23 protein-coding genes are annotated in these 26563 nt (G+C 72.2%); 13 read left to right on the plus strand and 10 right to left on the minus strand.

The window, feature by feature from the left end; genetic code table 11:
• Nucleotides 1-275: 275 nt before the first annotated feature.
• Both ACFV9M_RS32345 and ACFV9M_RS32350 read left to right on the plus strand, forming a co-directional pair.
• Nucleotides 276-1241: a DeoR/GlpR family DNA-binding transcription regulator gene (locus tag ACFV9M_RS32345; protein ID WP_385070548.1), complete on the plus strand. Its 966-nt coding sequence runs from the start codon at nt 276-278 to the stop codon at nt 1239-1241.
• A 427-nt stretch (nt 1242-1668) separates the two neighbouring features.
• Nucleotides 1669-2442 carry a maleylpyruvate isomerase N-terminal domain-containing protein gene (locus ACFV9M_RS32350; protein ID WP_385070545.1) on the plus strand — a complete coding sequence of 258 codons (774 nt, stop codon included), beginning with the start codon at nt 1669-1671 and terminating at the stop codon, nt 2440-2442.
• A gap of 296 nt (nt 2443-2738) precedes the next feature.
• Here the strand turns inward: ACFV9M_RS32350 and ACFV9M_RS32355 are convergent, their stop codons facing one another.
• A complete protein-coding gene (locus tag ACFV9M_RS32355; RefSeq protein ID WP_385070542.1) occupies nt 2739-3413 on the minus strand; it encodes a TetR family transcriptional regulator in 675 nt (224 codons plus the stop codon).
• Between the two features lie 427 nt (nt 3414-3840).
• Here ACFV9M_RS32355 and ACFV9M_RS32360 point away from each other — a divergent pair, with 427 nt between their 5' ends.
• The gene (locus ACFV9M_RS32360) at nt 3841-4767 is read left to right on the plus strand and encodes an oxidoreductase (protein WP_385070540.1); all 927 of its coding nucleotides are present in this window, start codon (nt 3841-3843) and stop codon (nt 4765-4767) included.
• 715 nt (nt 4768-5482) lie between these two features.
• Here ACFV9M_RS32360 and ACFV9M_RS32365 read toward each other — a convergent pair.
• Nucleotides 5483-7255 carry a biotin carboxylase N-terminal domain-containing protein gene (locus tag ACFV9M_RS32365; protein ID WP_385070537.1) on the minus strand — a complete coding sequence of 591 codons (1773 nt, stop codon included), beginning with the start codon at nt 7253-7255 and terminating at the stop codon, nt 5483-5485.
• Nucleotides 7256-7630: 375 nt separating this feature from the next.
• Between ACFV9M_RS32365 and ACFV9M_RS32370 the strand changes: the two genes are divergently transcribed.
• A complete protein-coding gene (locus tag ACFV9M_RS32370) occupies nt 7631-8134 on the plus strand; it encodes a hypothetical protein (protein WP_385070534.1) in 504 nt (167 codons plus the stop codon).
• Here ACFV9M_RS32370 and ACFV9M_RS32375 read toward each other — a convergent pair.
• The 4 genes from ACFV9M_RS32375 to ACFV9M_RS32390 all read right to left on the minus strand — a co-directional run bounded on the left by ACFV9M_RS32375 (nt 8106) and on the right by ACFV9M_RS32390 (nt 10834).
• Nucleotides 8106-8723: a Maf family protein gene (locus ACFV9M_RS32375; RefSeq protein ID WP_385070531.1), complete on the minus strand. Its 618-nt coding sequence runs from the start codon at nt 8721-8723 to the stop codon at nt 8106-8108. The genes ACFV9M_RS32370 and ACFV9M_RS32375 overlap by 29 nt on opposite strands.
• Nucleotides 8724-8816: 93 nt before the next feature.
• Nucleotides 8817-8945 (minus strand): morphogenic membrane protein MmpB, encoded by a 129-nt coding sequence (gene mmpB / locus ACFV9M_RS32380; RefSeq protein ID WP_385070529.1) that lies wholly within the window; start codon nt 8943-8945, stop codon nt 8817-8819.
• Nucleotides 8946-9013: 68 nt separating this feature from the next.
• Nucleotides 9014-9220, minus strand: coding sequence for an acyl-CoA carboxylase epsilon subunit (locus ACFV9M_RS32385; protein ID WP_385070526.1), 207 nt, complete (start codon nt 9218-9220; stop codon nt 9014-9016).
• A 9-nt stretch (nt 9221-9229) separates the two neighbouring features.
• Nucleotides 9230-10834 carry an acyl-CoA carboxylase subunit beta gene (locus ACFV9M_RS32390; protein WP_385070523.1) on the minus strand — a complete coding sequence of 535 codons (1605 nt, stop codon included), beginning with the start codon at nt 10832-10834 and terminating at the stop codon, nt 9230-9232.
• Between the two features lie 110 nt (nt 10835-10944).
• On the opposite strand from ACFV9M_RS32390, the gene ACFV9M_RS32395 reads away from it, so the two are divergent.
• Together ACFV9M_RS32395 and ACFV9M_RS32400 are read left to right on the plus strand one after the other, a co-directional pair.
• Nucleotides 10945-11811 carry a biotin--[acetyl-CoA-carboxylase] ligase gene (locus tag ACFV9M_RS32395; RefSeq protein WP_385070520.1) on the plus strand — a complete coding sequence of 289 codons (867 nt, stop codon included), beginning with the start codon at nt 10945-10947 and terminating at the stop codon, nt 11809-11811.
• A gap of 310 nt (nt 11812-12121) precedes the next feature.
• Nucleotides 12122-13285 carry an adenylate/guanylate cyclase domain-containing protein gene (locus tag ACFV9M_RS32400; RefSeq protein WP_385070517.1) on the plus strand — a complete coding sequence of 388 codons (1164 nt, stop codon included), beginning with the start codon at nt 12122-12124 and terminating at the stop codon, nt 13283-13285.
• Nucleotides 13286-13570: 285 nt separating this feature from the next.
• Here the strand turns inward: ACFV9M_RS32400 and ACFV9M_RS32405 are convergent, their stop codons facing one another.
• The gene (locus tag ACFV9M_RS32405) at nt 13571-14302 is read right to left on the minus strand and encodes a hypothetical protein (protein ID WP_385070514.1); all 732 of its coding nucleotides are present in this window, start codon (nt 14300-14302) and stop codon (nt 13571-13573) included.
• 282 nt (nt 14303-14584) lie between these two features.
• Between ACFV9M_RS32405 and ACFV9M_RS32410 the strand changes: the two genes are divergently transcribed.
• The 3 genes from ACFV9M_RS32410 to hutH all read left to right on the plus strand — a co-directional run bounded on the left by ACFV9M_RS32410 (nt 14585) and on the right by hutH (nt 18335).
• Nucleotides 14585-15385: an enoyl-CoA hydratase/isomerase family protein gene (locus ACFV9M_RS32410; protein ID WP_385070511.1), complete on the plus strand. Its 801-nt coding sequence runs from the start codon at nt 14585-14587 to the stop codon at nt 15383-15385.
• A 101-nt stretch (nt 15386-15486) separates the two neighbouring features.
• A complete protein-coding gene (locus ACFV9M_RS32415) occupies nt 15487-16650 on the plus strand; it encodes a diguanylate cyclase domain-containing protein (protein ID WP_385070508.1) in 1164 nt (387 codons plus the stop codon).
• 146 nt (nt 16651-16796) lie between these two features.
• On the plus strand, nt 16797-18335 hold the full coding sequence (hutH, locus tag ACFV9M_RS32420; RefSeq protein ID WP_385070562.1) for a histidine ammonia-lyase: 1539 nt from the start codon (nt 16797-16799) through the stop codon (nt 18333-18335).
• 119 nt (nt 18336-18454) lie between these two features.
• On the opposite strand, the gene ACFV9M_RS32425 is transcribed toward hutH, so the two are convergent.
• Nucleotides 18455-19258, minus strand: a complete 804-nt coding sequence (locus ACFV9M_RS32425; RefSeq protein WP_385070506.1) for a hypothetical protein — start codon at nt 19256-19258, stop codon at nt 18455-18457.
• Nucleotides 19259-19301: 43 nt separating this feature from the next.
• Nucleotides 19302-19700: an LAETG motif-containing sortase-dependent surface protein gene (locus ACFV9M_RS32430; protein ID WP_385070503.1), complete on the minus strand. Its 399-nt coding sequence runs from the start codon at nt 19698-19700 to the stop codon at nt 19302-19304.
• 648 nt (nt 19701-20348) lie between these two features.
• Here ACFV9M_RS32430 and ACFV9M_RS32435 point away from each other — a divergent pair.
• The 3 genes from ACFV9M_RS32435 (at nt 20349) to ACFV9M_RS32445 (ending at nt 24073) form a co-directional block, all read left to right on the plus strand.
• A complete protein-coding gene (locus ACFV9M_RS32435; RefSeq protein WP_385070500.1) occupies nt 20349-21596 on the plus strand; it encodes an Ig-like domain-containing protein in 1248 nt (415 codons plus the stop codon).
• Between the two features lie 146 nt (nt 21597-21742).
• Complete coding sequence (locus tag ACFV9M_RS32440) at nt 21743-23242, plus strand: ABC transporter permease (protein WP_385070497.1); 1500 nt, start codon at nt 21743-21745, stop codon at nt 23240-23242.
• Between the two features lie 63 nt (nt 23243-23305).
• Nucleotides 23306-24073: an ABC transporter ATP-binding protein gene (locus ACFV9M_RS32445; protein WP_385070494.1), complete on the plus strand. Its 768-nt coding sequence runs from the start codon at nt 23306-23308 to the stop codon at nt 24071-24073.
• Nucleotides 24074-24282: 209 nt separating this feature from the next.
• Here the strand turns inward: ACFV9M_RS32445 and ACFV9M_RS32450 are convergent, their stop codons facing one another.
• Nucleotides 24283-25263, minus strand: coding sequence for a helix-turn-helix domain-containing protein (locus ACFV9M_RS32450; RefSeq protein ID WP_385070491.1), 981 nt, complete (start codon nt 25261-25263; stop codon nt 24283-24285).
• A gap of 168 nt (nt 25264-25431) precedes the next feature.
• On the opposite strand from ACFV9M_RS32450, the gene ACFV9M_RS32455 reads away from it, so the two are divergent.
• Entirely contained in the window at nt 25432-26484 is a 1053-nt protein-coding gene (locus ACFV9M_RS32455) for an NAD(P)-dependent alcohol dehydrogenase (protein WP_385070488.1), read from the plus strand.
• Nucleotides 26485-26563 lie beyond the last annotated feature (79 nt).

Consider the following 26563-nt stretch of genomic DNA (forward strand, 5'->3'; position numbering starts at 1 on the left):
CGACTCGACCTGCTCCATCGTCAACGCGTCAGCACACAGTCGTATCAACGACCACCTGATACACCCCGTCACGCCAGATGCGGTTGCAGTACTAGAGGGCGTGACCTGCGGCCGGAATCGATTCCCCGCTGGTCACGGGGAGTTGTGGACCGTGCGGGTGGCATAGGCATCAGAACTAAACCCCTATACCACCTCCCACCCGGCTGTGCGAACAACTTCTATTATTCGGCGCAAAGAGCTGAAAGCAGACGGTCGTCCGCGTTACTGTCAGTTTCGTGTTCGCTGCAGAACGTCGCCAATTGATCCTCGAAATGGTGCGAGCGAACGGGGCCGTGTCGCTCCGTGAGCTCGCCCGCGTCGTCCAGACCTCCGAAGTGACCGTACGGCGGGACGTGCGCGCACTGGAGGCAGAAGGACTCCTCGACCGCCGGCACGGCGGTGCGGTACTGCCGGGCGGTTTCACGCGGGAGTCCGGCTTTCCGCAGAAATCCCATCTCGCGACCGCCGAGAAGACCGCCATCGCCGACCTCGCCGCCAACTTCGTCGAAGAGGGCGAGGCCATCGTGGTCGGGGCGGGGACCACCACCCAGGAGCTGGCCCGCCGGCTCGCCCGGGTGCCCGGGCTCACCGTGGTCACCAACTCCCTCCTGGTCGCCCAGGCGCTGGCCCACGCCAACCGGGTGGAGGTCGTGATGACCGGCGGCACGCTCAGAGGGTCCAACTACGCCCTCGTCGGCAGCGGAGCCGAACAGTCCCTCCAGGGGCTCAGGGTCTCCCGGGCCTTCCTCTCCGGCAGCGGCCTCACCGCCGAACGCGGGCTCTCCACGTCCAACATGCTGTCGGCCTCGGTCGACCGGGCCCTCGTCCAGGCGGCCGCCGAGGTCGTCGTCCTCGCCGACCACACCAAGCTGGGCACCGACACGATGTTCCAGACGGTCCCCACCGACGTCATCACCCGCCTGGTCACGGACGAGCCGCCCACCCAGGACGACCGCGCCCAGACCGAGTTGCAGGCCCTGGCGGACCAGGGGGTGCAGATCGCGGTGGCCGGGGCGTCGGGAAACCCGGGGGGTGACGCGGTCCCGGCGCGTCGCCAGCAGCAGCGCCGGGACGTCCCCCTGCCCGCACCCCGCCGCGGCCAGGTCCCCGGCGGCCCGTCGGGCCTCCGCGCCACCACGGTCCTGGGCGAACAGGCCCCCGGCGGAGACCGGGCCAGGGTGGCCGACCTGCGCCGACGGTGAGAGGGGCCCGCCCTTACGGGCGTGGCCGCGCGAGCGCCCTGACGGGCGTGGCCGCCGCGACCGCCCCGACGGGCGTGGTCGCCGTGGCGGGGCCACCGGTCGGCGCGCCGTGCGCGGGCCCACGGCGATGGACGACGGGGCGCTGGCGCCGCCGGGCCGCACACACTACTCAGGCCGCTGACATCGGCCAGGGGTGCGGACTGCCGGGAGTGACTTCGCAGGTCGAGCAGCGAGTTGGTAGCGGGCCTGGTGGTTGCGCTGGTGCTCTTGGCCCGGATGGCAGGTCCAGTAGCGGTCGAAGTCGCCGTTGGCGAGCAGTGCGCGGATTTTCAGGACGGCTTCGGCGCCGGCGCTCCGCCCGGTCGTCGACGCGTTCGTCCGACACATTCGCTACCCGGCGGCCGGAGCGCCGTGGTACACAACCGCCGTGCAGAACATCTTGGAGTTCCCCGGGGTCCTGCGGCTGATCGAAGACCGCTCGGCCGCGTTCCGCGCTGCGATCGCGTCCGCCCCCGACCTTGACGTCCAGGTCCCGACCTGCCCGGACTGGACGCTGCGCGAACTGGCGCAGCACCTCGGTGACGGCCGCCGCCGCCAGGCCGCCATCGTCGCGGCGGGCCCGGGCGCTGAGCCCCCGGCGAGGACGGACCCGAAGGGCGCCCCGACCGCGCCCCGCGACCGCGAAGCCCTGGACGCCTGGCTCGCCGAGTCGACCGAGCTCATGCTCGACGCGATGCGCGAGGCCGGCCCGGACCGCGGCTGCTGGACCTGGTGGGGCCGCTCGCAGGCCCCGGAGACCAGCGGAGCCGTGGCCCGGCACCAGATCCAGGAGATCGCCGTCCACACCTACGACGCCCAGCTCACCCAGGGCGCCGCACAGCCGCTGCCGACGGACGTCGCGGTCGAGGGCGTCGACGAGTTCCTGACGACCGTCTCGGCGACGACCGTCCCCTGGCCGTTCAAGCCGGCGACCATCGACCTGCACACGACCGAGGGCCGCTCCTGGCGCCTGACCCTCAACGCCGACGGCGTCCGCTGCGACGACCTCGCCGCCGACGCGGAGCCGGGCGACATGGCGATGCGAGGCGCAGCGAGCGAACTGGTCCTCTACTTCTACGAGCGCGTCCCGCTCGACGGCCTGGAGACCACCGGCGACACCGAGCCGATGGAGCAGCTCGCAGACTGGGACCCGAACGCGTAATACGCGCACTTGTGACGCATCTGTCGGTGATGCGCGCGTTCCTGCGGGCGGCACTGGGCCCGGGGTTGCGGACATCGCGCGGCTGCGGGCAGGCTGCGGGCCTGCTGTTCAAGGGCGAAAGGCGCACCTGCGGGCGGCTGCCGCCGCACTGGGGGACACGGCGCGGCGCCGGTGCTGCTGTTCAAGGGCGAAGGGCTCTCGCTCGTCCTGAGCTGGCGGTCTTGTCGTACCTGGTCGCGACGCGCCACCGCGCGCCGGCCACCGCGGCCCGGCCCACGGCTACTGCCCGGACGAGCTCAGGCGGAGGCGCGGGCGATGGTGCCCGCGGTGAGTGTGACCAGCATCTCCTGCAGGGCAGTCACGAAGTCCAACTTGAACGCGGTGAGTGAGGGGTCGGCTTCGTAGGCGGCGAGCATCGCCGGGGAGGGCCGTGCGTGTGTCCACACGGCGCCGACGGCCATGATCATGGCTGCGGTCAACTGCGGTGCACTGTTGCCCAGCTCAGGAAGGTGCTGGTGAGCCAACGCCGCGATGTCGGCGACGTTGGCCACGGCCGCGCGCTTATGGCGGGCGGCCACCTGCGGGGAAACGTTGTGTTCCAGTACGCCCGCCTGCGCGCTCAGCAGGTCACACAGGACCCGGCGCTGGGCGAGGGAGCCCGCGATGACGGCGGCGAACTGCTCACCACGCCGGCTCACCGGAGCGTCCTGGTCGATGCCGGCGTGCACAAGGGCAGGCAAGTCGGCCACCCACTGCCGCCAGGCACGGTCGAGCAGCTCCAGCAGTATCGCCTCACGCGATTCGAAGTAGCGCAGCACATTGGACTTCGCCAGCCCGACGCGGCGGCTCAGCTCGTTCAGGCTGATCTCGCCGATGGGCATCTCCTCGAGCATGGCGGCGGTGGTGTCGAGGATGGCCTGGCGCCGTACCTCACGCTGCTCCTCACTGCGCGCGCGCTGGAAGTTCGTCATGCCCCCAGGTTACAGACTGACGGTCTTTTGACATCAGACCGGTGGTCTTCTACGTTGGGTCGCAGTCAAACAGACCACCGGTCTGAAAAGGGGGTGGGTCTTGGGCTGCGCACCAGGACCGACGCCCTTCCCTACGAAGTCGTCAACGGGGGCTGTCTCGACGTTGTCGGCCAACTCTGGGCGGACGACATGATCTGGCGCGGCGGCAGCCTGGGAGAACGCCGCGGCACCGACGCCTACAGGAAGTTCATGGCGGCCCAGTGCCGCCGGCGCCTTCAGCGGCAGGGGCCTGGACGTCATCCAGGTCGTCGCCGAAGCCGCCTTCGCCGAGGACATCCTCGGCACGCTCTTCCAGCTCGGTATCACGAAACTGCCGAGCGCCGCATGACCGAGCACGAATCGACGAATCCGAGGAGCGTGAACAACGGTGAACCACTGGACTCCCGACGACATCCCCGATCAGACCGGCCGCACGGCGCTGATCACCGGCGGGAGCGGAGGGATCGGACTCGAGACCGCCCGCGCGCTCGCCCGGCACGGGGCCCGCGTCATCCTGGCCGGCCGCAGCCGGACCAAGCTGGACCAGGCCGCGGAGGCTGTGCGCGCCGCGACCCCCGAGGCCCGGACGGACACCCTCGTGCTCGACCTCTCCGACCTCTCCTCCGTCCGCGACGCGGCCACCCGAATCGCCGAGACCGAGACGGTCGACCTGCTCTTCAACAACGCCGGCGTGATGAACCTGCCCGAGCGGCGGACCACCCACGACGGCCTCGAGATGACGGTCGGCACCAATCACCTCGGCCACTTCGCCTTCGACGCCCAGGTCTGGCCCGCCGTGCGCCGCTCGTCCGCACCGCGCGTGGTCACCGTCAGCGCCATCGCGGCGCGGTGGCCGATGGGCAGGCTGGACGACCTGATGAGCGAGAAGAGCTACCGCGCCATGGGCGCCTACGCCAAGTCCAAGCGCGCCAACATCGTCTACACCCTCGAACTCGCGCGCCGCACTGCCGGCAGCCCCGTCGAGGCGCTCGTCGTCCACCCGGGCTCGGCGATGACCGGTCTGCAGCAGCACGGCAACGGCGCTCTGAGCCGCATGATCACCCCGATCGCCGCACGCCTGCTCATGGGCTCGGCCGAGGGTGCGGCCTGGCCCTCCCTGTACGCGGCGACCAGCCCGTACGTCCAGTCGGGCAGGTTCATCGGCCCCGCCGGACGGGACCAGACCTCCGGCACCCCCAAGCCCGCCAAGCTCCCCACAGGCGCCGACGACCCCGCGGAGGGCAGGCGGCTGTGGACGGTGAGCGAGCAGCTCACAGGTGTCCCCTTCGACCTCGAAGCCGGGGCCGCCATCTAGGGTCCGGCCCTGCGGCAGATCCAGGTCCGGGCGGACGCGGCCGGTGACATCGACTGGCTGGTCCAGATCGACTCCACCATCGTCCGGGCCCACCAGCACGCCGCCGCCACCGGCCGAAAGGCGGCTGGGCCCGCGTCGAGGTCCGCCCCTGGCACCGCGAGGACCGCCGGCACCAAGCCCGCATCAGCCACTACAAACGACGCGGACACAGCCCCTGAAAACTGCCCAGCGATCAGAACAAGAACCGTTGCAGTACTAGGTGGCCCAGGGCCAGGTCACCGTGCGCCCGCCCGCGCACCACCCACGGCCGTCGGCACACCGGCACGCCTTCCCGGCGCCCGTGACGCCACTGCGGCGCCCGTGGAGCCACTCCGGCGCCCGTGAAGCCGCCCCGGCGCCCGTGGAGCCACTCCGGCCCCTCCGCCCGCCGCCGCTCGCGCGAAGCGGCGGAGGCCGCTGCCGTACGCCCATGAAGCCGTCGTGACGACGGCTTGCCCGGCGCTGCGCTGTCCACGGCGGACGGATCGCCCGAGCGCGAAGCATCCGGTGGAGCGGTGGAGCGGCGGAGCGGCGGAGCCGGAGCCGAGGGCGGCGCGGGCCCGCCGGAGAGCGGGGCCGCTGCGGAGCCTGCGGGGCGTGGCCCGGAAAGCGAGGCGCCCGGCGGGCCGGGAGTGCGGTCCGCCGGGCGCCTGGACGCCGGTGAGGGTGCCGGGGCTCAGTCCTTGATCTCGCAGATCGCCGCGCCCGACGTGATCGACGCGCCGACCTCGGCCGCCAGGCCCTTCACGGTGCCGGAGCGGTGCGCGTTCAGCGGCTGCTCCATTTTCATCGCCTCCAGGACGACGATCAGATCGCCCTCCTCGACCTCCTGGCCCTCCTCGACGGCGACCTTGACGATGGTGCCCTGCATCGGGGAGGCGAGGGTGTCGCCGGAGGCGACGGGGCCGGACTTCTTCGCCGCGCGGCGCTTCGGCTTGGCGCCGGCCGCCAGGCCCGTTCGGGCCAGGGACATGCCGAGCGAGGCCGGGAGGGAGACCTCCAGGCGCTTGCCGCCTACCTCGACGACGACCGTCTCACGGCCGCTGTCCTCCTCCGCCTCGGTGTCGGCCGGCGAGGCGAAGGGCTTGATCTCGTTGACGAACTCGGTCTCGATCCAGCGGGTGTGGACCGTGAACGGGTCGGCGGAGCCGGTCAGCTCGGGAGCGAACGCCGGGTCCCTCACCACCGCGCGGTGGAACGGGATCGCCGTGGCCATGCCCTCGACCTGGAACTCCTCCAGGGCACGGGCGGCCCGCTCCAGGGCCTCCCGGCGGGTGCGGCCGGTGACGATCAGCTTGGCCAGCAGGGAGTCCCAGGCCGGGCCGATGACCGAGCCGGACTCCACGCCCGCGTCCAGCCGCACGCCGGGACCGGCCGGCGGGTCGAACGCGGTGACCGTGCCGGGGGCGGGCAGGAAGTTGCGGCCCGGGTCCTCGCCGTTGATGCGGAACTCGAACGAGTGACCGCGCAGCACCGGGTCGCCGTAGCCGAGCTCCTCGCCGTCGGCGATGCGGAACATCTCGCGGACGAGGTCGATGCCGGCGACCTCCTCGGTGACCGGGTGCTCGACCTGGAGACGGGTGTTGACCTCCAGGAAGGAGATCGTGCCGTCGTTGCCGACGAGGAACTCCACCGTGCCGGCGCCGACGTAGCCGGCCTCCTTCAGGATGGCCTTCGAGGAGGAGTACAGCTCGGCGATCTGCTCGTCGGACAGGAACGGCGCGGGCGCCTCCTCGACCAGCTTCTGGTGGCGGCGCTGGAGGGAGCAGTCACGGGTGGAGACGACCACCACGTTGCCGTGCTGGTCGGCGAGGCACTGCGTCTCGACGTGGCGCGGCTGGTCGAGGTAGCGCTCGACGAAGCACTCGCCCCGGCCGAAGGCGGCGACGGCCTCACGGACGGCGGAGTCGTACAGCTCGGGGACCTCGTCGAGGGTGCGGGCCACCTTCAGGCCGCGGCCGCCGCCACCGAAGGCGGCCTTGATCGCGATCGGGAGCCCGTTCTCCTTGGCGAAGGCGACGACCTCCTCGGCGCCGGACACCGGGTCGGGCGTACCGGCGACCAGGGGCGCGCCCGCGCGCTGGGCGATGTGACGGGCCGCCACCTTGTCGCCGAGGTCGCGGATGGCCTGCGGGGGCGGGCCGATCCAGATCAGGTCCGCGTCCAGGACCGCCTGGGCGAAGTCGGCGTTCTCGGAGAGGAAGCCGTACCCCGGGTGGATGGCGTCCGCGCCGGACTCGCGCGCGGCGTTCAGCACCTTGTCGATGTCGAGATAGCTGGTCGCCGGAGTGTCACCGCCCAGGGCGAACGCCTCATCCGCGGCGCGGACATGCAGAGCGTCCCGGTCCGGCTCCGCGTAGACGGCAACGCTCGCGATGCCGGCATCCCGACAGGCCCGGGCCACGCGGACTGCGATTTCGCCACGGTTGGCGATGAGCACCTTGCGCACGATTGAGGCTCCCTCCTTGAAACAAGCCGAGTTTAGGGACTGCCGACACGGCTCTTCGACCCGTCCCCACAGGTGAGCTTGCCCACACGGAGCGTGATGCGAGGCTCACTCGACCGCGAAATCCCTTGCAGTACCGCCGTACGCAGCACTCCTTTCGGAAACCCTAGCCCTCTACTGTGGCCAAGGTCTCTGTGAGGGCGTGCTGCGGCCCACTCCGTTTCTTTGTCGAGTCCCTACGAATGGCCCAACGATTCTTTGCCGACCGCCGGACCCTTGTCCCGCGGTTTACCCGTTAGTAGCGTTCCCGACGTCTCGAACGTACTAGGGGTAACCACAGTCCCTCCGAGGGCTGGGACGAGAGTGGGTGGGGAACCGGTGGTGCGCAGACCCGTGGCGGCGATCGTGGCGCTCGTGCTCTTCGTGGAGGCGCTCGGCGTGGCGGCGCTGAACTGGTTCCTCGGGATCGTCGTGGACCGGCAGGACATGTCCCTGGCAGGTCTGGACCCGGACACCATGTCGACCTCGTCGAAGGCCGGCGGCATCGTCTTCGGCCTCTACTTCGCGCTGTGCGGCCTGGTCGCCCTGCTGGTGGCGGTGCGCGACCGGCAGCCCGCCGGGTTCGGGCGCGTCCTGCTGATCAGCGCCGCGGTGGTGCACGGGCTGCTGGGCGCTTTCCTGTGGGGGCTGGTGGGCCCGGCGGCGTTCGTCTTCATGATGGCCGTGCTGGCGCTCATCGTGCTGCTGCTGATGACGTACGACCGTCCGGCGGACGCGAACGCGGACGGGGGCGGGGACGCGGGCGCCCCGGAGCCGCGCGACGGCGGCCCGCAGGGCGACGCGCCCGCTCCGGTCACTCCGCCGGCGCCCACAACTCCGTGATGCCGACCCCCAGCTCGGCCAGCAGGCGCCGGACGAGGGGCAGGCTGATGCCGATGACGTTGCCGTGGTCGCCGTCGATGCCGTCGACGAACGGGGCCGACCGGCCGTCCAGGGTGAACGCCCCGGCGACGTGCAGCGGCTCGCCCGAGGCGACGTACGAGGCGATCTCCTCGTCCGTGGGCTCACCGAAGCGGACCACGGTGGAGGCGACGCCGGAGACGTACCGGCCGGTGGCGGTGTCGTAGACGCAGTGCCCGGTCTGGAGCGTGCCCGCCCGCCCGCGCATGGCCTTCCAGCGGGCGGTGGCCTCCTCGGCGTCCGCGGGCTTGCCCAGGGCCTCGCCGTCCAGGTCGAGGACCGAGTCGCAGCCGATCACCAGAGCGCCCTTGACCTCGGGCTTCGCGGCGACGACGGAGGCCTTCGCCTCGGCGAGGGCGAGCGCCAGCTCGGCGGGCGTGGGAGCGGAGACGGCGTCCTCGTCGACCCCGCTCACGATCACCTCGGGGTCGAGCCCGGCCTGCCGCAGCAGGCCCAGCCGGGCGGGGGACTGGGAGGCGAGCACGAGTCGGCGGCGCGGCTGATCAGTCATGCGGCCAGCGTATCGGCGCGCCGCACGGCCTTCACACCCGTCACACGGCACCCGCGACGCCCCGGGCCGGTCGGTCCCTTCGCGGCCGACCGGTCACCGCACGCCGATCACGATCATCGCGAGCACCATGGCCAGCGCCATGAGGAGCCCGAGCCGCCGCAGCATCTCCTGCATGTCGCGCAGTTCCTTGGGCGGCTCGTTCTCGGGGTCGGACCACAGCATGGTGTCCAGCGTGCGGCGACGTCGTGGCCGGCGCCTGAGTACGCGTACTCAACTTCCCGCCGCGCGTCCTATCCGGGCCAGTACGTCCGCGCCCAGGTGGCCGGGCCCGGCTGGGGCAGGCGGTGGGCGGCGATGCGGGACGGGTCCGACCAGGAGTCGCGGGAGCCCTGCGCGCCGGGCGGCGTGGCGGCCGCCGCCGCGGCGCGGGCCCTGACCACCGCCAGGGCGGCGGCCAACTCCTCCGGGGTCGGGTTGCCCCGTACGACCTTGATCACAGCGGCTCCTTAGAGGGGGATGTTGCCGTGCTTCTTCGGAGGGAGGGATTCCCGCTTGGTCCGCAGTTGACGCAGCCCGCGCACGATGTGCCGACGGGTGTCCGACGGCATGACCACCGCGTCCACGTAACCGCGCTCGGCCGCGACGTAGGGGTTGAGGAGGGTGTCCTCGTACTCCTCGATGAGCCGGGCCCGGACCGCCTCGACGTCCTCACCGCTCGCCTCGGCCTCCGCGAGGGTGCGGCGGTGCAGGATGTTGACCGCGCCCTGCGCGCCCATCACCGCGATCTGGGCGGTGGGCCAGGCCAGGTTGAGGTCGGCGCCCAGGTGCTTGGAGCCCATCACGTCGTACGCCCCGCCGAACGCCTTGCGGGTGATGACCGTGATCAGGGGGACGGTGGCCTCCGCGTAGGCGTAGATCAGTTTCGCGCCGCGGCGGATGATGCCGTCGTGCTCCTGGTCGACGCCGGGCAGGAAGCCCGGCACGTCGACGAAGGTGATCACCGGGAGGTTGAAGGCGTCACACGTCCGGACGAAGCGCGCCGCCTTCTCGGATGCCTTGATGTCCAGGCAGCCCGCGTACTGCATCGGCTGGTTGGCGACGATGCCGACCGGACGGCCCTCGACGCGGCCGAAGCCCGTGAGGATGTTCGGCGCGTACAGCGGCTGCGTCTCGAAGAACTCGGCGTCGTCCAGGACGTGCTCGATCACCGTGTGCATGTCGTACGGCTGGTTCGCGCTGTCCGGGACGAGCGTGTCCAGCTCCAGGTCCTCGCCGGTGACGGTGAGGTCCGCCTCCTCCGGGAACGCCGGGGCCTCGGAGAGGTTGTTCGACGGCAGGTACGACAGCAGCTGCTTGACGTACTCGATGGCGTCCTTCTCGTCGCCGGCCATGTGGTGGGCCACGCCCGACATCGCGTTGTGGGTGCGGGCGCCGCCCAGTTCCTCGAAGCCGACGTCCTCGCCGGTGACCGTCTTGATGACGTCCGGGCCGGTGATGAACATGTGCGAGGTCTGGTCGACCATCACCGTGAAGTCGGTGATCGCCGGCGAGTAGACCGCTCCGCCCGCGCACGGGCCGACGACCAGGCTGATCTGCGGGATCACTCCGGAGGCATGGGTGTTGCGGCGGAAGATCTCGCCGTACGCGCCGAGCGAGGCCACGCCCTCCTGGATGCGGGCGCCGCCGGAGTCGTTGATGCCGATGACCGGACAGCCGGTCTTCAGCGCGAAGTCCATGACCTTGACGATCTTCTGTCCGTAGACCTCGCCCAGCGCCCCGCCGAAGACGGTGAAGTCCTGGGAGAACACGGCGACGGGCCGGCCGTCGACGGTGCCGTAGCCCGTCACGACGCCGTCCCCGTAGGGGCGGTTGGCCTCCAGGCCGAAGTGGGTCGAGCGGTGGCGGGCGAACTCGTCCAGTTCGACGAAGGAGTCCTCGTCGAGGAGGAGTTCGACGCGCTCACGGGCCGTCAGCTTGCCCTTGGCGTGCTGCTTCTCGACGGCACGTGCGGAGCCGGCGTGCGTCGCCTCCTGGACGCGGCGCTGGAGATCCGTGAGCTTCCCCGCGGTCGTGTGGATGTCGATCTCTTGGCGCTCTTCCGGCTCGGACATCGGGATACGGCTCCCTGCCTGCTCAAAAGGGGGGACGGTTACTCATCCGTAGCGTAGTGGTGGCCCTACTGGTCGGCAGTGCGGTGTTTACCACACCTAGGGTGGCTTGCATGACGCCGCGAGATGCATCAGACGACCCCCACAGCCGCTGGTCCGACCTGGACCGGCCTCCGCTCAACGCCGCGGCGCTGCGGCGCGGGCTCGTACGGGAGGGCGGGCTGTGGACCGGGCTGGACGTCGTGGCGCGGACCGGGTCCACCAACTCCGACCTGGTGGCGCTGGCGGTCGCCGGGAAGGCGGCCGAGGGGGCGGTCCTGGTCGCCGAGGAGCAGAGCGCCGGACGGGGGCGCCTGGACCGGCGGTGGACGGCACCGCCCCGCTCCGGGCTGTTCTTCTCCGTCCTGCTCGAACCGAGCGGGATCCCGGTGGCCCGCTGGGGCTGGCTGCCGCTGCTCACCGGCGTGGCGGTGGCGACCGGCCTCGCCCGCGCGGCGGGCGTGGACACGGCACTCAAGTGGCCCAACGACCTGCTGGTGACCGTGGGCGGCGAGGAGCGCAAGGCCGGCGGCATCCTCGCCGAGCGGGCCGGGGAGGACGGCGTCGTCGTCGGCGTCGGCATCAACGTCACCCTGCGCGCCACCGAACTGCCGGTGCCGCAGGCGGGGTCGCTGGCGCTGGCCGGGGCGGTGAGCACCGACCGGGATCCGCTGCTGCGGGCCGTCCTGCGGTCGCTGGAGGAGTGGTACGGGCGCTGGCGCGCGGCCGACGGCGACCCGGCGGACAGCGGACTTCAGGAGGTGTACACGGCGGGGTGCGCGACCCTGGGGCGCTCGGTGCGGGCCGAGCTGCCGGGCGGGCGCTCCCTGGTGGGCGAGGCGGTCGCGGTCGACGGCGACGGCAGGCTCGTGATCGCCACGGAGAAGGGGGTGCAGGAGCCGGTGGGGGCGGGGGACGTGGTGCATCTGCGCCCGGCGTGAACGCCGGTGGCGGTGGTGCCGGTGGTGCCGGTGGGGTGCAGGTGAACGGTGGTGCCGATGGTGCCGGTGTGGTGCTCACGGGGCGGGCGGTGCCTACGGGGCTGGCGGGGCGGGTGGGGCGGGAGCCGGACGGTCGTGACGGACGCCGGTGGGTGCCGAAGTGCCCCGGTGGTACCCGTTCGCGCCGGGCGTCTCCACCCGGTCGGCGGGTCGCCGTCCGGTTCCGGCTGACGGAGTGAGCTGGCGCACACCTGCCGTAGAGTTGAGGCCGGTCGATACCTGACCGCTGTAGATCGGAAGGGCAGCAGGCGTGACCGTCGACGACACGGGCTCCGGCGCGGGCGCGGACGGCCGGGTTGACCATCCCCCGCACTCGGCTTCGCTCGAGCGGGGGGACCCCCAGGCCCCCGAGTCCGGCGACGACCCGCTCGCCCTGCGTCTGGAGCAGCTCATCCTCGGCGCCGAACGGCGCTACACCCCTTTTCAGGCGGCCCGCAGCGCCGGCGTCTCCATGGAGCTGGCGTCCCGTTTCTGGCGGGCGATGGGGTTCGCCGACATCGGGCAGGCCAAGGCGCTCACCGAGGCAGACGTGCTGGCGCTGCGGCGGCTCGCGGGTCTGGTGGAGGCGGGCCTGCTGAGCGAGGCGATGGCGGTGCAGGTGGCCCGGTCGACCGGGCAGACCACCGCCCGGTTGGCGGAGTGGCAGATCGACTCCTTCCTGGAGGGGCTGACCGAGCCGCCCGAGCCGGGGATGACCCGCACCGAGGTCACGTATCCGATCGTCGAGCTGCTGCTGCCCGAGCTGGAGGAGTTCCTCGTCTACGTCTGGCGCCGGCAGCTCGCCGCCTCGGCCGGGCGGGTCGTGCAGGCCGCGGACGACGAGGAGATGGTCGACCGGCGGCTCGCGGTCGGGTTCGCCGACCTGGTCGGGTTCACGCGGCTGACCCGCCGGATGGAGGAGGAGGAGCTCGGCGAGCTCGTCGAGGCCTTCGAGACGACCGCCGCCGACCTGGTCGCCGCGCGGGGCGGGCGGCTCATCAAGACGCTGGGCGACGAGGTGCTGTACGCGGCTGACGACGCCGGTACCGCCGCCGACATCGCGCTGCGTCTCGTGGAGACGATGAGCAACGACGAGACGATGCCCGAGCTGCGCGTCGGCATGGCGTTCGGGACGGTGACCACCCGGATGGGCGATGTCTTCGGCACGACCGTCAACCTGGCCTCGCGGCTGACGTCGATAGCGCCGCGGGACGCCGTGCTCGTCGACAGCGCGTTCGCCGAGGAGGTCATCCGCACCGGTGACGCGCCCGCCTCCGAGGCGGAGGCAGCCGAGGAGGCCGCCGCCGCGGAGAAGGAGGGCAGGGAGCCGCCGGTCTACCGGTTCGCGCTCCAGCCGATGTGGCAGCGGCCGGTGCGGGGCCTCGGCGTCGTCGAGCCCTGGCTGCTGACCCGCCGCGACGACGGCGGCCGGTGACGACGTCCCTCCGGGACCCGAGCAGGACCTGAGCCAGGACCCGAGCACGCCCCGAGTCAGGAGCGAGCAGGACCTGAGCCAGGACCCGAGCACGCCCCGAGTCAGGAGCGAGCAGGACCTGAGCCGGGACCCGAGCACGCCCCGAGTCAGGAGCGAGCAGGACCTGAGCCGGGACCCGAGCACGCCCCGAGTCAGGAGCGAGCAGGGCCCGAGCCAGGACCCGAGCATGACCCGCCGAGCCAGGGCCGAGCAGGACCGAGCACGATCCGCCGAGCCAGGACCGAGCTACGACCCGAGCGGGTCGACGCACAGGCCGACGACGGGGACGCACCACAGCCCCGGTCGGCCCGGCGGCCGGGGCTGGGGCCGGGGCAGGGGCGCGGGAGGCGCGGTGGCCGGCGCGGGCGGTGGTGCCGGCGCCGACGTGGGGCGCGGGTCGGTGGTCGTGACGGGGGCGGGCGCGGGTGCCGGAGGGGTGACGGAGGCGCGGGGCGCGGTGGACGCGGGTGCCACGCCGGGGGCGGCCGGGGTGTGGGTGGTGTCCGGGGTGAGGGCGACGGAGATCGGCGCACCGGGGATGCCGGGCAGGGGCGTGTGCGTGGGGGCGGGGCCGGTGCTCGTCCCGCCCAGGGCGCCGGGAGCCGTCGGGGCGACGGTGCCGGCGGCGGCGTCGGCCGGACGGCCGGCGTCCGGTTCCGCGTCCGGATTTCGGCCCGGGTCCGTGACGGAGGCGGGCCGGGGAACCGCTCCCGTCGCGCCGGCGCCGCCGACGCCCGGGTCGGGCGACAGACGGACGAGGCCCAGCGCGGCGGCGGCCAGCACGAGAGCGCCGACGGCGAACAGCATCCTGCGGGGACGGGACCGGCGGTGCCGGCCCCGGGGAGCGGCCCGCCGCGGCCGGGTCGGCGCCTCCCGAAAGCCGTCGCGAAAGCCGTCGCTGAAGCCGTCGCGGAAGCCGTCACGAAAGCCGTCGCGGACGCCGTCCGCGGTCGGCGTGCTCACCGGCGTGCTCGTCATCGCGTTCCCTCCCCGGGTGCGGTCGCGCCCCCGATGCGCCGGGGCGGACGCACGTTATGCGCTCCCGTGGGCGGCGGGGCGGCAGTTCGCACGGGATGTCACTCGAACGGGTGGACGGAACCGCCCGCACCCGCCCCCCGCCGCTGCCCCGCCGCGCCCGCCCTTCCCCCGGCCCATCCGGCCTGCGATGATCAGGCCGGCGGTAGGTGTTAACCCACGTTAACCAGGGTCGATCCGGAGGGTGTCGTGAGCGGTGATGTGAGCGGTGGCGCGAACGGTGTCGTGAGTGAGGAGCGGTACGGGGAGTTCGTGCTGGTGCGGCGGCACGGGGACGGGCATGTCGCGGAGCTGGCCCTGGACCGGCCGAAGGCCATGAACGCCGTCTCGACGGAGCTGGCCCGGTCGGTCGCGGCGGCCTGCGCGGCGCTGGGCGGCGACCGGGAGGTGCGGGTGGTCGTGGTGACCTCCACGCACGAGCGGGCCTTCTGTGTCGGCGCCGACCTGAAGGAGCGGAACTCCCTCACCGACGCCGAGCTGGTGCGGCAGCGACCGGTGGCACGGGGGGCGTACACCGGGGTGCTGGAGCTGCCGGTGCCGACGGTGGCCGCGGTGCACGGGTTCGCGCTGGGCGGCGGGTTCGAGCTGGCGCTGGCGTGCGACGTGATCGTGGCGGACCGTACGGCCGTGGTCGGGTTGCCCGAGGTGTCGGTCGGGGTGATCCCGGGCGGTGGCGGGACGCAGTTGCTGCCCCGGCGGGTGGGGGCGGCGCGCGCGGCCGAGCTGATCTTCAGTGCGCGGCGGGTGGAGGCCGGGGAGGCGCGGGAGCTGGGGCTGGTGGACGTACTGGTGGAGGAGGGGCGGGACCGCGAGGAGGCGCTGGTGCTGGCCGCGCGGATCGGCGCGAACTCCCCGGTGGGGCTGCGGGCGGCCAAGCGGGCGCTGCGGCTGGGGCAGGGGCTGGATCTGCGGGCCGGGCTGGAGGTCGAGGACGCGGCCTGGCGGGCGGTGGCGTTCTCGGGGGACCGGGCGGAGGGCGTGGCGGCCTTCAACGAGAAGCGGAAGCCGCGGTGGCCGGGCGAGTGACACGGCCCCCTCCGGCCGGGAAAGGAGGACGCGGACACGGGCGCGTCCCTCCGGCGCCCTCCGCTACCACCTTCGTAGGCGAAAGTCCCTAACCTGGTGAAATGGGTGAGGAAAGACGCCTCGCGGCCGTGGTGGCGCTGGCGCAGGGGATGGCGGCCGCGCACACGCCCCGCGAGTCGTGGCGGGCGGCGGCGCTCGGCGCGTGCCGGGCGCTGGCCGGCGCGTTCGCCGCGCTCTCGGTGTGGGAACGGGACCTCGGGCGGCTGCGGGTCCTGGCGAACGTGGGGGACCGGGCGCCGGACGAGGACGAGTTCCCCGACGGTGAGGCCTATCCGGTGCACCAGTTCCCGGAGATCACCGAGTTCCTGCACGAGCGCTGGGTGGCCGGCGGCGAGCCCAACGCCTGGGTGGAGACGGCGCAGGGGCCCGCCGCCGGGCGGCCCGGCTACTGCCAGCAGCGCGTCGCCGCCCTGCGCCGGCGCGGCCGCGGCTCCTGCGTGGTCGCGCCGATCGTGCTGCACGGCCGCGCGTGGGGCGAGCTGTACGTCGCCCGTTCCACCGGCACCCCCGTCTTCGACCGCGGGGACGCCGACTTCGCCACCGTCCTCGCCGCCGTCGTCGCCGCCGGGCTCGCGCAGTCGGAGCGGCTGGAGGAGGCCCGCAGGCTCGCCTTCACCGACGCCCTCACCGGCCTGGCCAACCGCCGCGCCGTCGACGTACGGCTGGAGGAGGCCGTCGAGCGGCACCGGACGCACGGGGAGACGGTCAGTCTCGCCGTGTGCGACCTCAACGGGCTCAAGCGGGTCAACGACACCCAGGGGCACGCCGTGGGCGACCGGCTGCTGGAGCGGTTCGGGTCGGTGCTGTCGCTGTGCGGGGCCATGCTGCCCGGCGCGCTGGCCGCGCGGCTCGGCGGGGACGAGTTCTGCCTGCTCGCCGTAGGGCCGTCGGCCGACGACGTGGTGAAGGTCGCCGGCGAACTGTGCCGGCGGGCCGCCGAGCTGGAACTCGGTGAGGGTGTGGCCTGCGGGGTCGCCTCCACGGACGACCCCATCGGACCGGTGTGTTCGGCCCGACGGCTGTTCCGGCTCGCGGACGCCGCCCAGTACCGGGCCAAGGCCGTACGGGCCGCCCGGCCGGTGGTCGCGGGGCGGGAGGGGCCCGACGACCCCGTCGTACGCCTCGCCGACGAGCCGCCGCGGGGCCCGGCCGCCGAGCGGCGGAGCTTCCGGGGGCTGCCGAACCGGACCGGCGGTGTGACGTGAGCGAACCGAACCGGCGGTGTGACGTGAGCGAACTGAACCGGCGGTGTGACGTGAGCGAACCGGCGGTGTGACCTATCGGTAAGGGGCGAACCCCGGTCCCACGGGTGACATCTTCGTCTTCACTGCGTACGCTCCTGAATATGGATATGCATACTGTGGTGGTGGGGACGTCCGGGGTGACCGCGTCCGACGTGCTCGCCGTGGCGCGCGGCGGCGCCCGGGTCGAGCTCTCCGGGGAGGCGGTGGCGGCCCTCGCCGCCGCCCGCGAGATCGTGGACGCGCTGGCGGCCAAGCCCGAACCCGTCTACGGCGTCTCCACCGGATTCGGCGCCCTCGCCACCCGGCACATCAGCCCGGAACTGCGCGCGCGGCTCCAGCGCAACATCGTCCGCTCGCACGCCGCCGGCATGGGGCCGCGGGTCGAGCGGGAGGTCGTCCGGGCCCTGATGTTCCTGCGGCTGAAGACCGTCTGCTCCGGGCACACCGGAGTGCGCCCCGAGGTCGCGCAGTCCATGGCGGACCTGCTGAACGCCGGCATCACCCCCGTCGTCCACGAATACGGCTCCCTCGGCTGCTCCGGCGACCTCGCCCCGCTGTCGCACTGCGCCCTGACGCTCATGGGGGAGGGGGACGCCGAGGGCCCCGACGGCGTCGTACGGCCCGCTGCCGACCTGCTCGCCGAGCACGGCATCGCCCCCGTCGAACTGCGGGAGAAGGAGGGGCTCGCCCTCCTCAACGGGACCGACGGCATGCTCGGCATGCTGCTCATGGCCCTGGACGACCTCGACACCCTCTACAAGTCCGCCGACGTCACCGCCGCCCTCAGCCTGGAGGCCCTGCTCGGCACCGACAAGGTGCTCGCCCCCGAACTGCACGCCATCCGCCCGCACCCGGGACAGGCGGCCAGCGCCGCCAACATGCTGGCCGTGCTGAAGGGCTCGGAGCTGACCGGCCACCACCAGGACGACGCGCCCCGCGTCCAGGACGCCTACTCGGTGCGCTGCGCCCCGCAGGTCGCCGGCGCCGGACGGGACACCCTGGCGCACGCCCGGCTGGTCGCCGAGCGGGAACTGGCGTCGGCCGTCGACAACCCGGTGGTGCTTCCCGACGGACGGGTGGAGTCCAACGGCAACTTCCACGGCGCCCCGGTCGCCTACGTCCTCGACTTCCTCGCCGTCGCCGCCGCCGACCTCGCCTCGATCGCCGAACGGCGCACCGACCGGCTCCTGGACAAGAACCGCAGCCACGGGCTGCCGCCGTTCCTCGCCGACGACGCCGGTGTCGACTCCGGGCTGATGATCGCCCAGTACACCCAGGCCGCGCTGGTCGCCGAGATGAAGCGGCTGGCCGTACCCGCCTCGGCGGACTCGATCCCGTCCTCCGCCATGCAGGAGGACCATGTGTCGATGGGCTGGTCGGCGGCGCGCAAGCTGCGTACGGCCGTCGACGACCTCGCGCGTGTGCTCGCCGTCGAGCTCTACGCCGCCACCCGCGCCGTCGAACTGCGCGAGGGGCTCACCCCGGCGCCCGCGACCCGGGCCGTCATCGACGCCGTACGCGAGGCGGGCGTCCAGGGGCCCGGCCCCGACCGGTTCCTCGCGCCCGACCTCGCGGCGGCGGACGGGTTCGTGCGCGAGGGGCGGCTCGTCGCGGCCGCGGAGACGGTGACCGGGCCGTTGCGGTAGCGGCCGGGGGACGGTCGACGGGCCGTTGCGGTAGCGGCCGGGGGATGGCTATGGGCCGCCGCGGTGGGCGACGCGCCGGGGCCCCGCCGCGCGCACGCGCACGGCGGGGCCCCGGGCGGTCACTTCAGCTTGGCGACCTGCGCCTCGACCACGGCGGCCGGCACCTCGCTCTCGCCGCCGTTCGCCAGCGCGGACAGGTTGATCGCGTAGAACGTGGCCAGCGTGCCGCCGCTGCGGACCACCTCGACGTGGAACGTGGCCGGGCCGTCGCCGCCCGTGTCGACCACGGCGGCGAACGCGGCGGACCCGTCGCCCGCCACGGAGGCCTTGTCCGCCGTGATCTTGGTGATCTTCTGGTCCTCGCCGTCGGCGGTGATGCCGAACCCGCCGGAACAGGCGTCGATGCCGTCGACGACGGCTTGCAGGGCCTTCTCGGCGCCGTCCCCCGCGTAGGAGGACAGACCCACGAACGTCGCGGCGACGTCGAAGGCGTTCTCGATGTCGGCCTCGGTGAGGTCCTCCACCGACGTGGTGGCGTCCGCCGACTTGTCCTCCGTCACCGTGTTGCTCGCGCCGGCGTCCGTCTCACCCGGCGGCAGGGCGGCCATGGCGTAGGCGAGCGGCGCGCACGCCTCGTCGTCGACCTGCACCGTGCTCTTGGACTTCGGGAGCGTGTCGTCGCCCGATTCGACGTTGAGCCCCTTGACCTCGCCCTGGACGAGGAGCAGCTTCTCCAGTTCGGCCGCGGTCAGCGCCTCGGCGGCCGGAGCCGACGACGAGGCGGCGGCACCGGAACCTGAGCCGGACCCCTTGGACCCCTTGTCCTTCTTCCCGTCGTCGCTGGAGCACCCCGTGACGAGTGCGAGCGACAGCGCCCCCACGACAGCCGCGGCGCACAGCCGCGCCCCCGATGATCTGTTCATGATCGGGACTATGAGGTCCCTGTGAAGAGAACGTCAAGTCTTTTCAAAAACCGAGGCGCTCACGGCGCACGGAATACACCACGAACCCCGCCCCCAGCGCGAGCAGCGTGGTCCCGCCGGCCACATAGGGCGTGGTGTCGAAGCTGCCGGTGTCGGCGAGGCGGGTGCCGTCCCCGCTCTCCGAGAGGTCCGTGGAGGCGGCCCGCGCCTGGGTGGTGACCTGCGTGGACTGTGCCTGGCCGGCGGACTGTGCCTGGCCGCCGGACTGCGCCTGGCCGGCGGACTGTGCCTGGCCGCCGGACTGCGCCCGGGTGGTCTGCGACGCCGCGTTCGTTCTCGCCGGGGCGTCCTGCGTCGCGTTGGCGTTCGGGACGAACCACAGGGCGCCCAACAGGGTCCCCGCGGCGGCGGCGGTCAGCAACGGACGGCGAGCGGATGACACGGAATATCGATCCCCTTGTGACGCTGGCGAATTGGCCGTGTGTCCCGATGCTAATGAAAGGCGCGGGTCGCGGGAAAGTTGCGGGAGCCGACAGGCATGCGCTCCGGAAGGGAACGCCAAAAAGCGCCCTGCTATGTCCTGATTCACACGGATTTTGCATCGGCGGGGGAATGTCCGGCCGCTGTGACCGAAGACACCGCGGCGGAGCCCGGCGCCCCCACCACCCCGTACCGGCTGGTCAGCGCGGTGCCGGGAGCCGGACTTCACCAAGTCTCCCGGCCTCGCGCACCGTTCGATCATGACTCCCACTCGCCCTGCGGGGGCCCGGCCGAGGATGATGGTGGACGGACGACGGGGCGGACACCGAAGACGGTGGCCGCACAGGCGGCATCGGCCGGCCGTATCGGGGAATTCTTGACTCCGGACGGCAACCGCGCCCGGGGTTCCGTCGTCTCAGGCAATGCGCCCCGAGCGATGCGCTGACCGACACCGCACCACGGGTCCCGGGCGGGCCCACCGCTGCCGCGGACGTGGTGTGGCCCACACATCGGGGAAATGTGGAACGGGACGAACCGGTCGTGGCGTTGAGGCTTTTTAACGGGGACCCTCGGGGTAGTTCGGGATTCGGCAACGATGGAGAAGCGTGTGATGACGGACAGTAGGCGGCGCAGGGGTCTGATGACCGCGTCCGCACTGCTCGGCGGTGTTCTGGTGCTCACCGCGTGTTCCAGTGGCGACAGCAGCGCCTCGGACGGCGCGGGAAGCTCCTCGCAGGCCCAGGCCGACGAGGCGGCGGCCCAGAAGGCCTCCGAGGCCCAGATCAAGATCACGCCCGCGGACGGCTCGGACAACGCCTCCATCAACAACTCGGCGGCCGTCACGGTGAGCAAGGGCACGCTCACCGAGGTGACGATGACCACCGCCGACGGCACCGCCGTGGCGGGCGAGCTCTCCGCCGACAAGACCACCTGGAAGCCCAGCGACCAACTGGAGCGCTCCACCACCTACAAGGTCGCGGCGACCGCGCAGGACTCCGACGGCCGCGAGGCCCACGAGAACGCGTCCTTCACCACGGTCTCCCCCGACAACAGCTTCATAGGCAACTTCACGCCGGAGGACGGTTCCACCGTCGGCGTGGGCATGCCGGTGTCGATCAACTTCAACAAGGAGATCACCAACAAGGCCGCCGTCCAGAAGGGCGTCACGGTCAGTTCCAGCAGCGGCCAGGAGGTCGTCTGCCACTGGTTCAACACCCAGCGCATGGACTGCCGCCCCGATGAGTACTGGCAGGAGAACTCCACCGTCACGCTGAAGCTCGCGCTCGACGGCGTCGAGGGCGCCGACGGCGTCTACGGCGTCCAGCAGAAGACGGTCACCTTCACGATCGGCCGCAACCAGGTCACGTACGTCGACGCGAAGACCAAGCAGATGAAGGTCACGCAGGACGGCAAGACGGTCCGGACCATCCCGATCTCCGCCGGCTCGCCCGACAACAAGACGTACGAAGGCCAGATGGTGATCTCCGAGAAGTTCAAGGAGACCCGGATGAACGGCGCGACGGTCGGCTTCACCGACGACGACGGCAAGGGCGAGTACGACATCAAGGACGTGCCGCACGCCATGCGCCTGACCACCTCCGGCACCTTCGTGCACGGCAACTACTGGGGCGCGAAGTCCATCTTCGGCTCGGTGAACACCAGCCACGGCTGCGTCGGCCTGTCCGACACCAAGGGCGCCGACGACGACAGCACGCCGGCCGCCTGGTTCTACAACAACTCCATCATCGGTGACGTGGTGGTCGTCCAGAACACCGGCGACAAGACCGTCTCCCCGGACAACGGCCTCAACGGCTGGAACATGGACTGGGCGCAGTGGAAGGCCGGTTCGGCCGTCTGACCCGCCCCGGCCCTGGGCCGATTCACAACGTTCCGGTGCCGCCCCCAGGGGCGGCACCGGTGTTTCCGGGGTTGTTCACAGCCTTCTCATCGTTCTCTTATATTCGCCTTATCCCTTCATCACGGTCTGTCCCTAGCTTGCGGCGCATGTTCTTCACCTACCTGAGGCGCGAACTGCGCCGCCGCAGAAAAGCGGCCCTCGTCGTCGCCTCCGGCCTCGCGCTGGGTATCGCGCTGGTCATCGTGGTCACCTCCGTGTCCGCCGGCATGGGGAAGGCCCAGGACAAGGTCCTGCAGTCCCTGTACGGCCTGGGCACGGACATGACGGTCACCAAGGCCGCCGCCGCCCCCACCGCGAACTCCTCGGAACGCCCGCGCTTCCAGTTCGACGCGCAGGAGGACGGCTCCGACGAGGAACAGAGCAGCGACCGCGTCATGGTCCAGGGCTTCCAGACCCTGTCCACCTCGACCGTCACCAAGGTCGGCAAGCAGAACGGCGTCGCCGACGCGGTCGGCGGACTGAGCCTCCAAGTCATCAAGGTCAGCGGCCAGTTCACCCGCGGCCAGTTCCAGCAGGACGGCAACGGCGGCGGCCAGCAGGGCGGTCCGGGCGGCACCGGCGGCGGCTCCGGCCAGCCGCAGGGTGAAGTGCAGGGCGGCGGCGCCGACTTCGACGTCAACAACTACTCCGTCTACGGCACCGACGTCACCGAGCCCGCGCTCGGCCCGCTGACCTCCTCCAAGATCACCAGCGGTCGTACGTTCAAGACGACGGAGACCGCCGGGAAGGTCGCGGTCGTCGACTCGGCGTACGCCAAGGAGAAGGAGCTCAAGGTCGGCTCCACCGTCACCATCAAGAGCGTCAAGTTCAGCGTGATCGGCATCGCCACCGCCGACAGCGGCGACTCCGCCGCCAACGTCTACATCCCGCTGACGCAGGCTCAGACCCTCAGCGACTCGAAGAACAAGGTCACCACGATCTACGTCCAGGCGACCGACTCGCAGCAGATCGACAGCGTCAAGTCCGCGATCCAGAAGAACGTCTCCGGTACGACGGTGACGACCTCCGCCGACCTCGCGGACACCGTCTCCGGTTCCCTCTCCACGGCGTCCTCCCTCGCCACCAGCGTCGGCAAGTGGCTGTCCATCGCGGTGCTGATCGCCGCGTTCCTGGTGGCCGGCCTGCTGACCTCCTCGGCGGTCTCGCGGCGCGTGCGGGAGTTCGGCACGCTCAAGGCGCTCGGATGGAAGTCCGGGCGGGTCACCCGCCAGGTGGTCGGAGAGGCGATGGTCAACGGGCTGCTGGGCGGCGCGCTGGGCATCGCGCTAGGCCTGGCGGGCGCCTACGTCGTCACGGCCATCAGCCCCACCCTCCAGGCCCAGCTGGGCTCCGGCGGCGGTGGCGGCGGCATGGGCGGCGGGGGCGGCATGGGCGGTGGCCCCGGCGGCGGTGGCGGCTTCGGCGGCGGTGGCGGCCGGCAGACGGCCTCCCAGACGCTCGACGTCGCGCTCACCGCGCCCGTCAGCGTCACGACCGTGGCGATCGCCGTCGCGCTCGCCGTGGCCGGTGGGCTGATCGCGGGGGCGTTCGGTGGCTGGCGGGCCTCCCGGCTGCGGCCGGCCGACGCGCTGCGCCGCGTCGAGTAGCCCGCCGCGTCGCGCAGCCGGAGCCGCCACCGCAACCCCCTCATCCACTCCAGGAGTTGACCCATGTACGAACTCAGAGGCGTCACCAAGCGCTACACGCGCGGCAAGGAGACCGTCCACGCCCTCGACGGCGTCGACCTGACCATCCCGGACGGCGACCGGCTCGTCATCCAGGGTCCCACCGGCGGCGGCAAGTCGACGCTGCTGCAGATGCTCGGCGGACTCGACCGGCCCTCCGGGGGCGAGGTCGTCCTCGACGGCACCGACCTGGCCAAGCTCTCCGAGTCCCGCCTGACGAAGGTGCGCAGCGAGAACATCGGCTTCGTCTTCCAGTCGTTCAACCTCATCCCGACGCTCACCGCCCAGGAGAACGTCGAGACCGCCCTCGTCCCCCTCGGCGTGAAGACCCGGGAGCGGCGCGAGCGGGCCGCCGAGGCACTGCGGTCGGTCGGGCTCGGCGAGCGGCTCGGGCATCTGCCCAGCGAGATGTCCGGCGGGCAGCAGCAGCGCGTGGCGATCGCCCGCGCGCTGGTGAAGCAGCCGAAGGTGCTGCTCGCCGACGAGCCCACCGGCAACCTCGACGAGTCGATGCGCGACGAGATCATGGACGTGCTGGAGACCCTGTGGAAGGAGCACGGGCTCACCTTCATCATGGTCACCCACGACTCGTCCATCGCGAAGAAGGCACCGCGCCTGGCGACGATCCGCAAGGGGAAGATCACGGTGAAGGAGAACACCAAGATCGCCGCGGCGGAGAAGGCCAAGGGCTCGGCGAAGCAGGGCGGGACGGACACGGTGGACGAGGACGCGAAGAAGGCCGCTGCTTCCTGAGGTTCGCGTTCTTTCGCGTTCGTTCGCGTTCGTTCGCGTTCTTTCGCGTTCTTTCGCGGCGCACCGAGCGTCCCCCCCCGGCACCACCCCGCACCACCCCGCACCACCCCCACACCACCCCGCATACCCCGCACCCTCCCGGCGGCCTTCCGGCGCCGGGGGGTGCGCGTATGACAACGGGCTCCCTACGAGTCCCGCTCCCCTGCCCCTCAGACGGACGGGGCCTGGGAGCCCGCCCCCGCCCTCGTCGCGTCGGCCCCCCAGCTCGCCAGCAGCCGCAGCGCCTCCGCCGAGGGCGATCCCGGTTCCGCGTGATACGTCACCAGCGACTGCTCGCCGTCGCCCGCGATCCGGAACCCCTCGAAGTTCAGGGACAGTTCCCCGACCAGCGGATGACGGAGCAGCTTCACGCCGTGGCTCTTCTCCTTGACGTCGTGCGTGGCCCACAGCCGCCGGAAGTCCTCGCTCTTCACCGACAGCTCGCCCACCAGCGCCGAGAGCCGGGGGTCGTCCGGGTAGCAGCCGGCGTCCATGCGCAGCGCGCACACGATGTCGATCGCCTTCTGTTCCCAGTCGACGTACAGCTCGCGGTAGTCGGGCCGCAGGAACACCAGCCGCGCCCAGTTCCGCTCGGCGGCCGGCAGCTCCGACCAGTCCCCGAAGACGGCCGCCGCCATCCGGTTCCACGCCAGGATCTCGGCCCGCCGTCCGGCGACGTACGCGGGCACCCCGTCCATCGCGTCCAGCAGCTGCCGCAGCGACGGCCGCACCTGCCGGGCCCGCGCCACCGGCTTCTTCTTGTGCTGCTTGGGCTTGGCGAGGTGGGTGAGGTGCGCGTGCTCGGCGTCCGTCAGCCGCAGCGCGCGGGCGATGGAGTCCAGCACCTCCGCCGACACGTTCCGCCCGTTGCCCTGCTCCAGGCGCGTGTAGTACGCCACCGACACCCCGGCCAGCTGCGCCAGCTCCTCGCGCCGCAGCCCCGGCACCCGGCGGTGCCGCCCGAAGTCGCGCAGCCCCACGTCCTCCGGCTTCAGCCGGGCCCGCCGGGTGCGCAGGAACTCGCTGAGCTCGGCACGCCGGTCCAGCCCCGCGCCGGCCGCGCCGCGTGCGCCCGTCGGGCCGGGTGCGCCGGGCGAGCCGGTCCCCGGCGCGAACTCGGGCTCGGGCTGGGGCTCGGGCTGTGCGTCCATGCGTCCAGTATTCCTGGTCGTACGCACACGATCCTGACCTTGCCAGTGGTACGCACAGTGGTCGTAGGTACGGGCGGGGGCTGGGTGGCCGCCGTGCGGCGCGGCAGGCTGGTCGCCGTACCCGGTCCGATCGCGGACCGGGCGTACGACCCGCTAGGAGACCCCCGCATGACCACCGGCACGACCAGCGTCGCCGCGTACGCCGCCCCCGCCGCCAAGGCTCCGCTGGAGCGCACCACGATCGAGCGCCGCGCGGTCGGCGAGTACGACGTACTGATCGACATCAAGTTCTCCGGAATCTGCCACTCCGACATCCACCAGGCCCGGGAGGGCTGGGGCGAGGCGATCTTCCCGATGGTGCCCGGCCACGAGATAGCGGGCGTCGTCTCGCAGGCCGGCCCCGGCGTGACGAAGTTCGCCGTCGGCGACCGGGTGGGCGTCGGCTGCCTCGTCGACTCCTGCCGTGAGTGCGACAACTGCCGGGCGGGCCTGGAGCAGTACTGCACCGGCGGCAGCGTCGGCACCTACAACGCCCTCGACAAGAACGGCGAGCCCACCTACGGCGGCTACGCGCAGAAGATCGTCGTCGACGAGAACTTCGTCGTCCGCATTCCCGACGCGCTGCCGCTCGACGTGGTCGCCCCGCTGCTCTGCGCCGGCATCACCACGTACTCCCCGCTGCGGCACTGGAACGCCGGCCCCGGCAAGAAGGTCGCCGTCCTCGGCATGGGCGGCCTCGGCCACATGGCCGTGAAGATCGCCCACGCGCTCGGCGCCGAGGTGACGGTCCTGTCCCAGTCCCTGCGCAAGAAGGACGACGGTCTGAAGCTGGGCGCCGACCACTACCACGCCACCAGCGACCCCGAGACCTTCCGGAAGCTGGCCGGCACCTTCGACCTCATCCTGTCCACCGTCTCCGCCCCGCTGGACCTGGGCGCCTGCCTGTCCCTGCTGCGCACGGACGGCGCCTTCGTGAACGTCGGCGCGCCCGAGGAGCCCGTCGCCCTGAACCTGTTCTCGGTGATCGGCGGCCGCAAGACCCTGGCCGGCTCCGCCATCGGCGGCATCCGCGAGACCCAGGAGATGCTGGACTTCTGCGCCGCGCACGGCCTCGGCGCGGAGATCGAGCTGATCGGCGCGTCCGAGATCAACGAGGCGTACGAGCGGGTGCTCGCCAGCGACGTGCGCTACCGGTTCGTGATCGACACGGCGACCATCTGAACGCCCGGACGCCGAACGCCTTCACTTCTCCTTCGTTCGGCGCGGACGTAGGTCCGGCCGGCACCGTGACGACCGCCCA

Origin of the sequence: Streptomyces sp. NPDC059895 (assembly GCF_042731035.1) — a bacterium.
In the GTDB taxonomy this organism is placed as follows: domain Bacteria; phylum Actinomycetota; class Actinomycetes; order Streptomycetales; family Streptomycetaceae; genus Streptomyces.

Bases quoted from the DNA above. Each gene is read 5' to 3' on its own strand.
- ACFV9M_RS32355 (WP_385070542.1), bottom strand. From the start codon at position 3,413: ATGACGAACTTCCAGCGCGCGCGCAGTGAGGAGCAGCGTGAGGTACGG.
- mmpB (WP_385070529.1), bottom strand. From the start codon at position 8,945: ATGCTGTGGTCCGACCCCGAGAACGAGCCGCCCAAGGAACTGCGCGAC.
- ACFV9M_RS32445 (WP_385070494.1), top strand. From the start codon at position 23,306: ATGTACGAACTCAGAGGCGTCACCAAGCGCTACACGCGCGGCAAGGAG.
- hutH (WP_385070562.1), top strand. From the start codon at position 16,797: ATGCATACTGTGGTGGTGGGGACGTCCGGGGTGACCGCGTCCGACGTG.
- ACFV9M_RS32375 (WP_385070531.1), bottom strand. From the start codon at position 8,723: ATGACTGATCAGCCGCGCCGCCGACTCGTGCTCGCCTCCCAGTCCCCC.
- ACFV9M_RS32455 (WP_385070488.1), top strand. From the start codon at position 25,432: ATGACCACCGGCACGACCAGCGTCGCCGCGTACGCCGCCCCCGCCGCC.
- ACFV9M_RS32425 (WP_385070506.1), bottom strand. From the start codon at position 19,258: ATGAACAGATCATCGGGGGCGCGGCTGTGCGCCGCGGCTGTCGTGGGG.
- ACFV9M_RS32450 (WP_385070491.1), bottom strand. From the start codon at position 25,263: ATGGACGCACAGCCCGAGCCCCAGCCCGAGCCCGAGTTCGCGCCGGGG.
- ACFV9M_RS32390 (WP_385070523.1), bottom strand. From the start codon at position 10,834: ATGTCCGAGCCGGAAGAGCGCCAAGAGATCGACATCCACACGACCGCG.
- ACFV9M_RS32415 (WP_385070508.1), top strand. From the start codon at position 15,487: ATGGGTGAGGAAAGACGCCTCGCGGCCGTGGTGGCGCTGGCGCAGGGG.
- ACFV9M_RS32435 (WP_385070500.1), top strand. From the start codon at position 20,349: ATGACGGACAGTAGGCGGCGCAGGGGTCTGATGACCGCGTCCGCACTG.
- ACFV9M_RS32440 (WP_385070497.1), top strand. From the start codon at position 21,743: ATGTTCTTCACCTACCTGAGGCGCGAACTGCGCCGCCGCAGAAAAGCG.
- ACFV9M_RS32395 (WP_385070520.1), top strand. From the start codon at position 10,945: ATGACGCCGCGAGATGCATCAGACGACCCCCACAGCCGCTGGTCCGAC.
- ACFV9M_RS32405 (WP_385070514.1), bottom strand. From the start codon at position 14,302: ATGACGAGCACGCCGGTGAGCACGCCGACCGCGGACGGCGTCCGCGAC.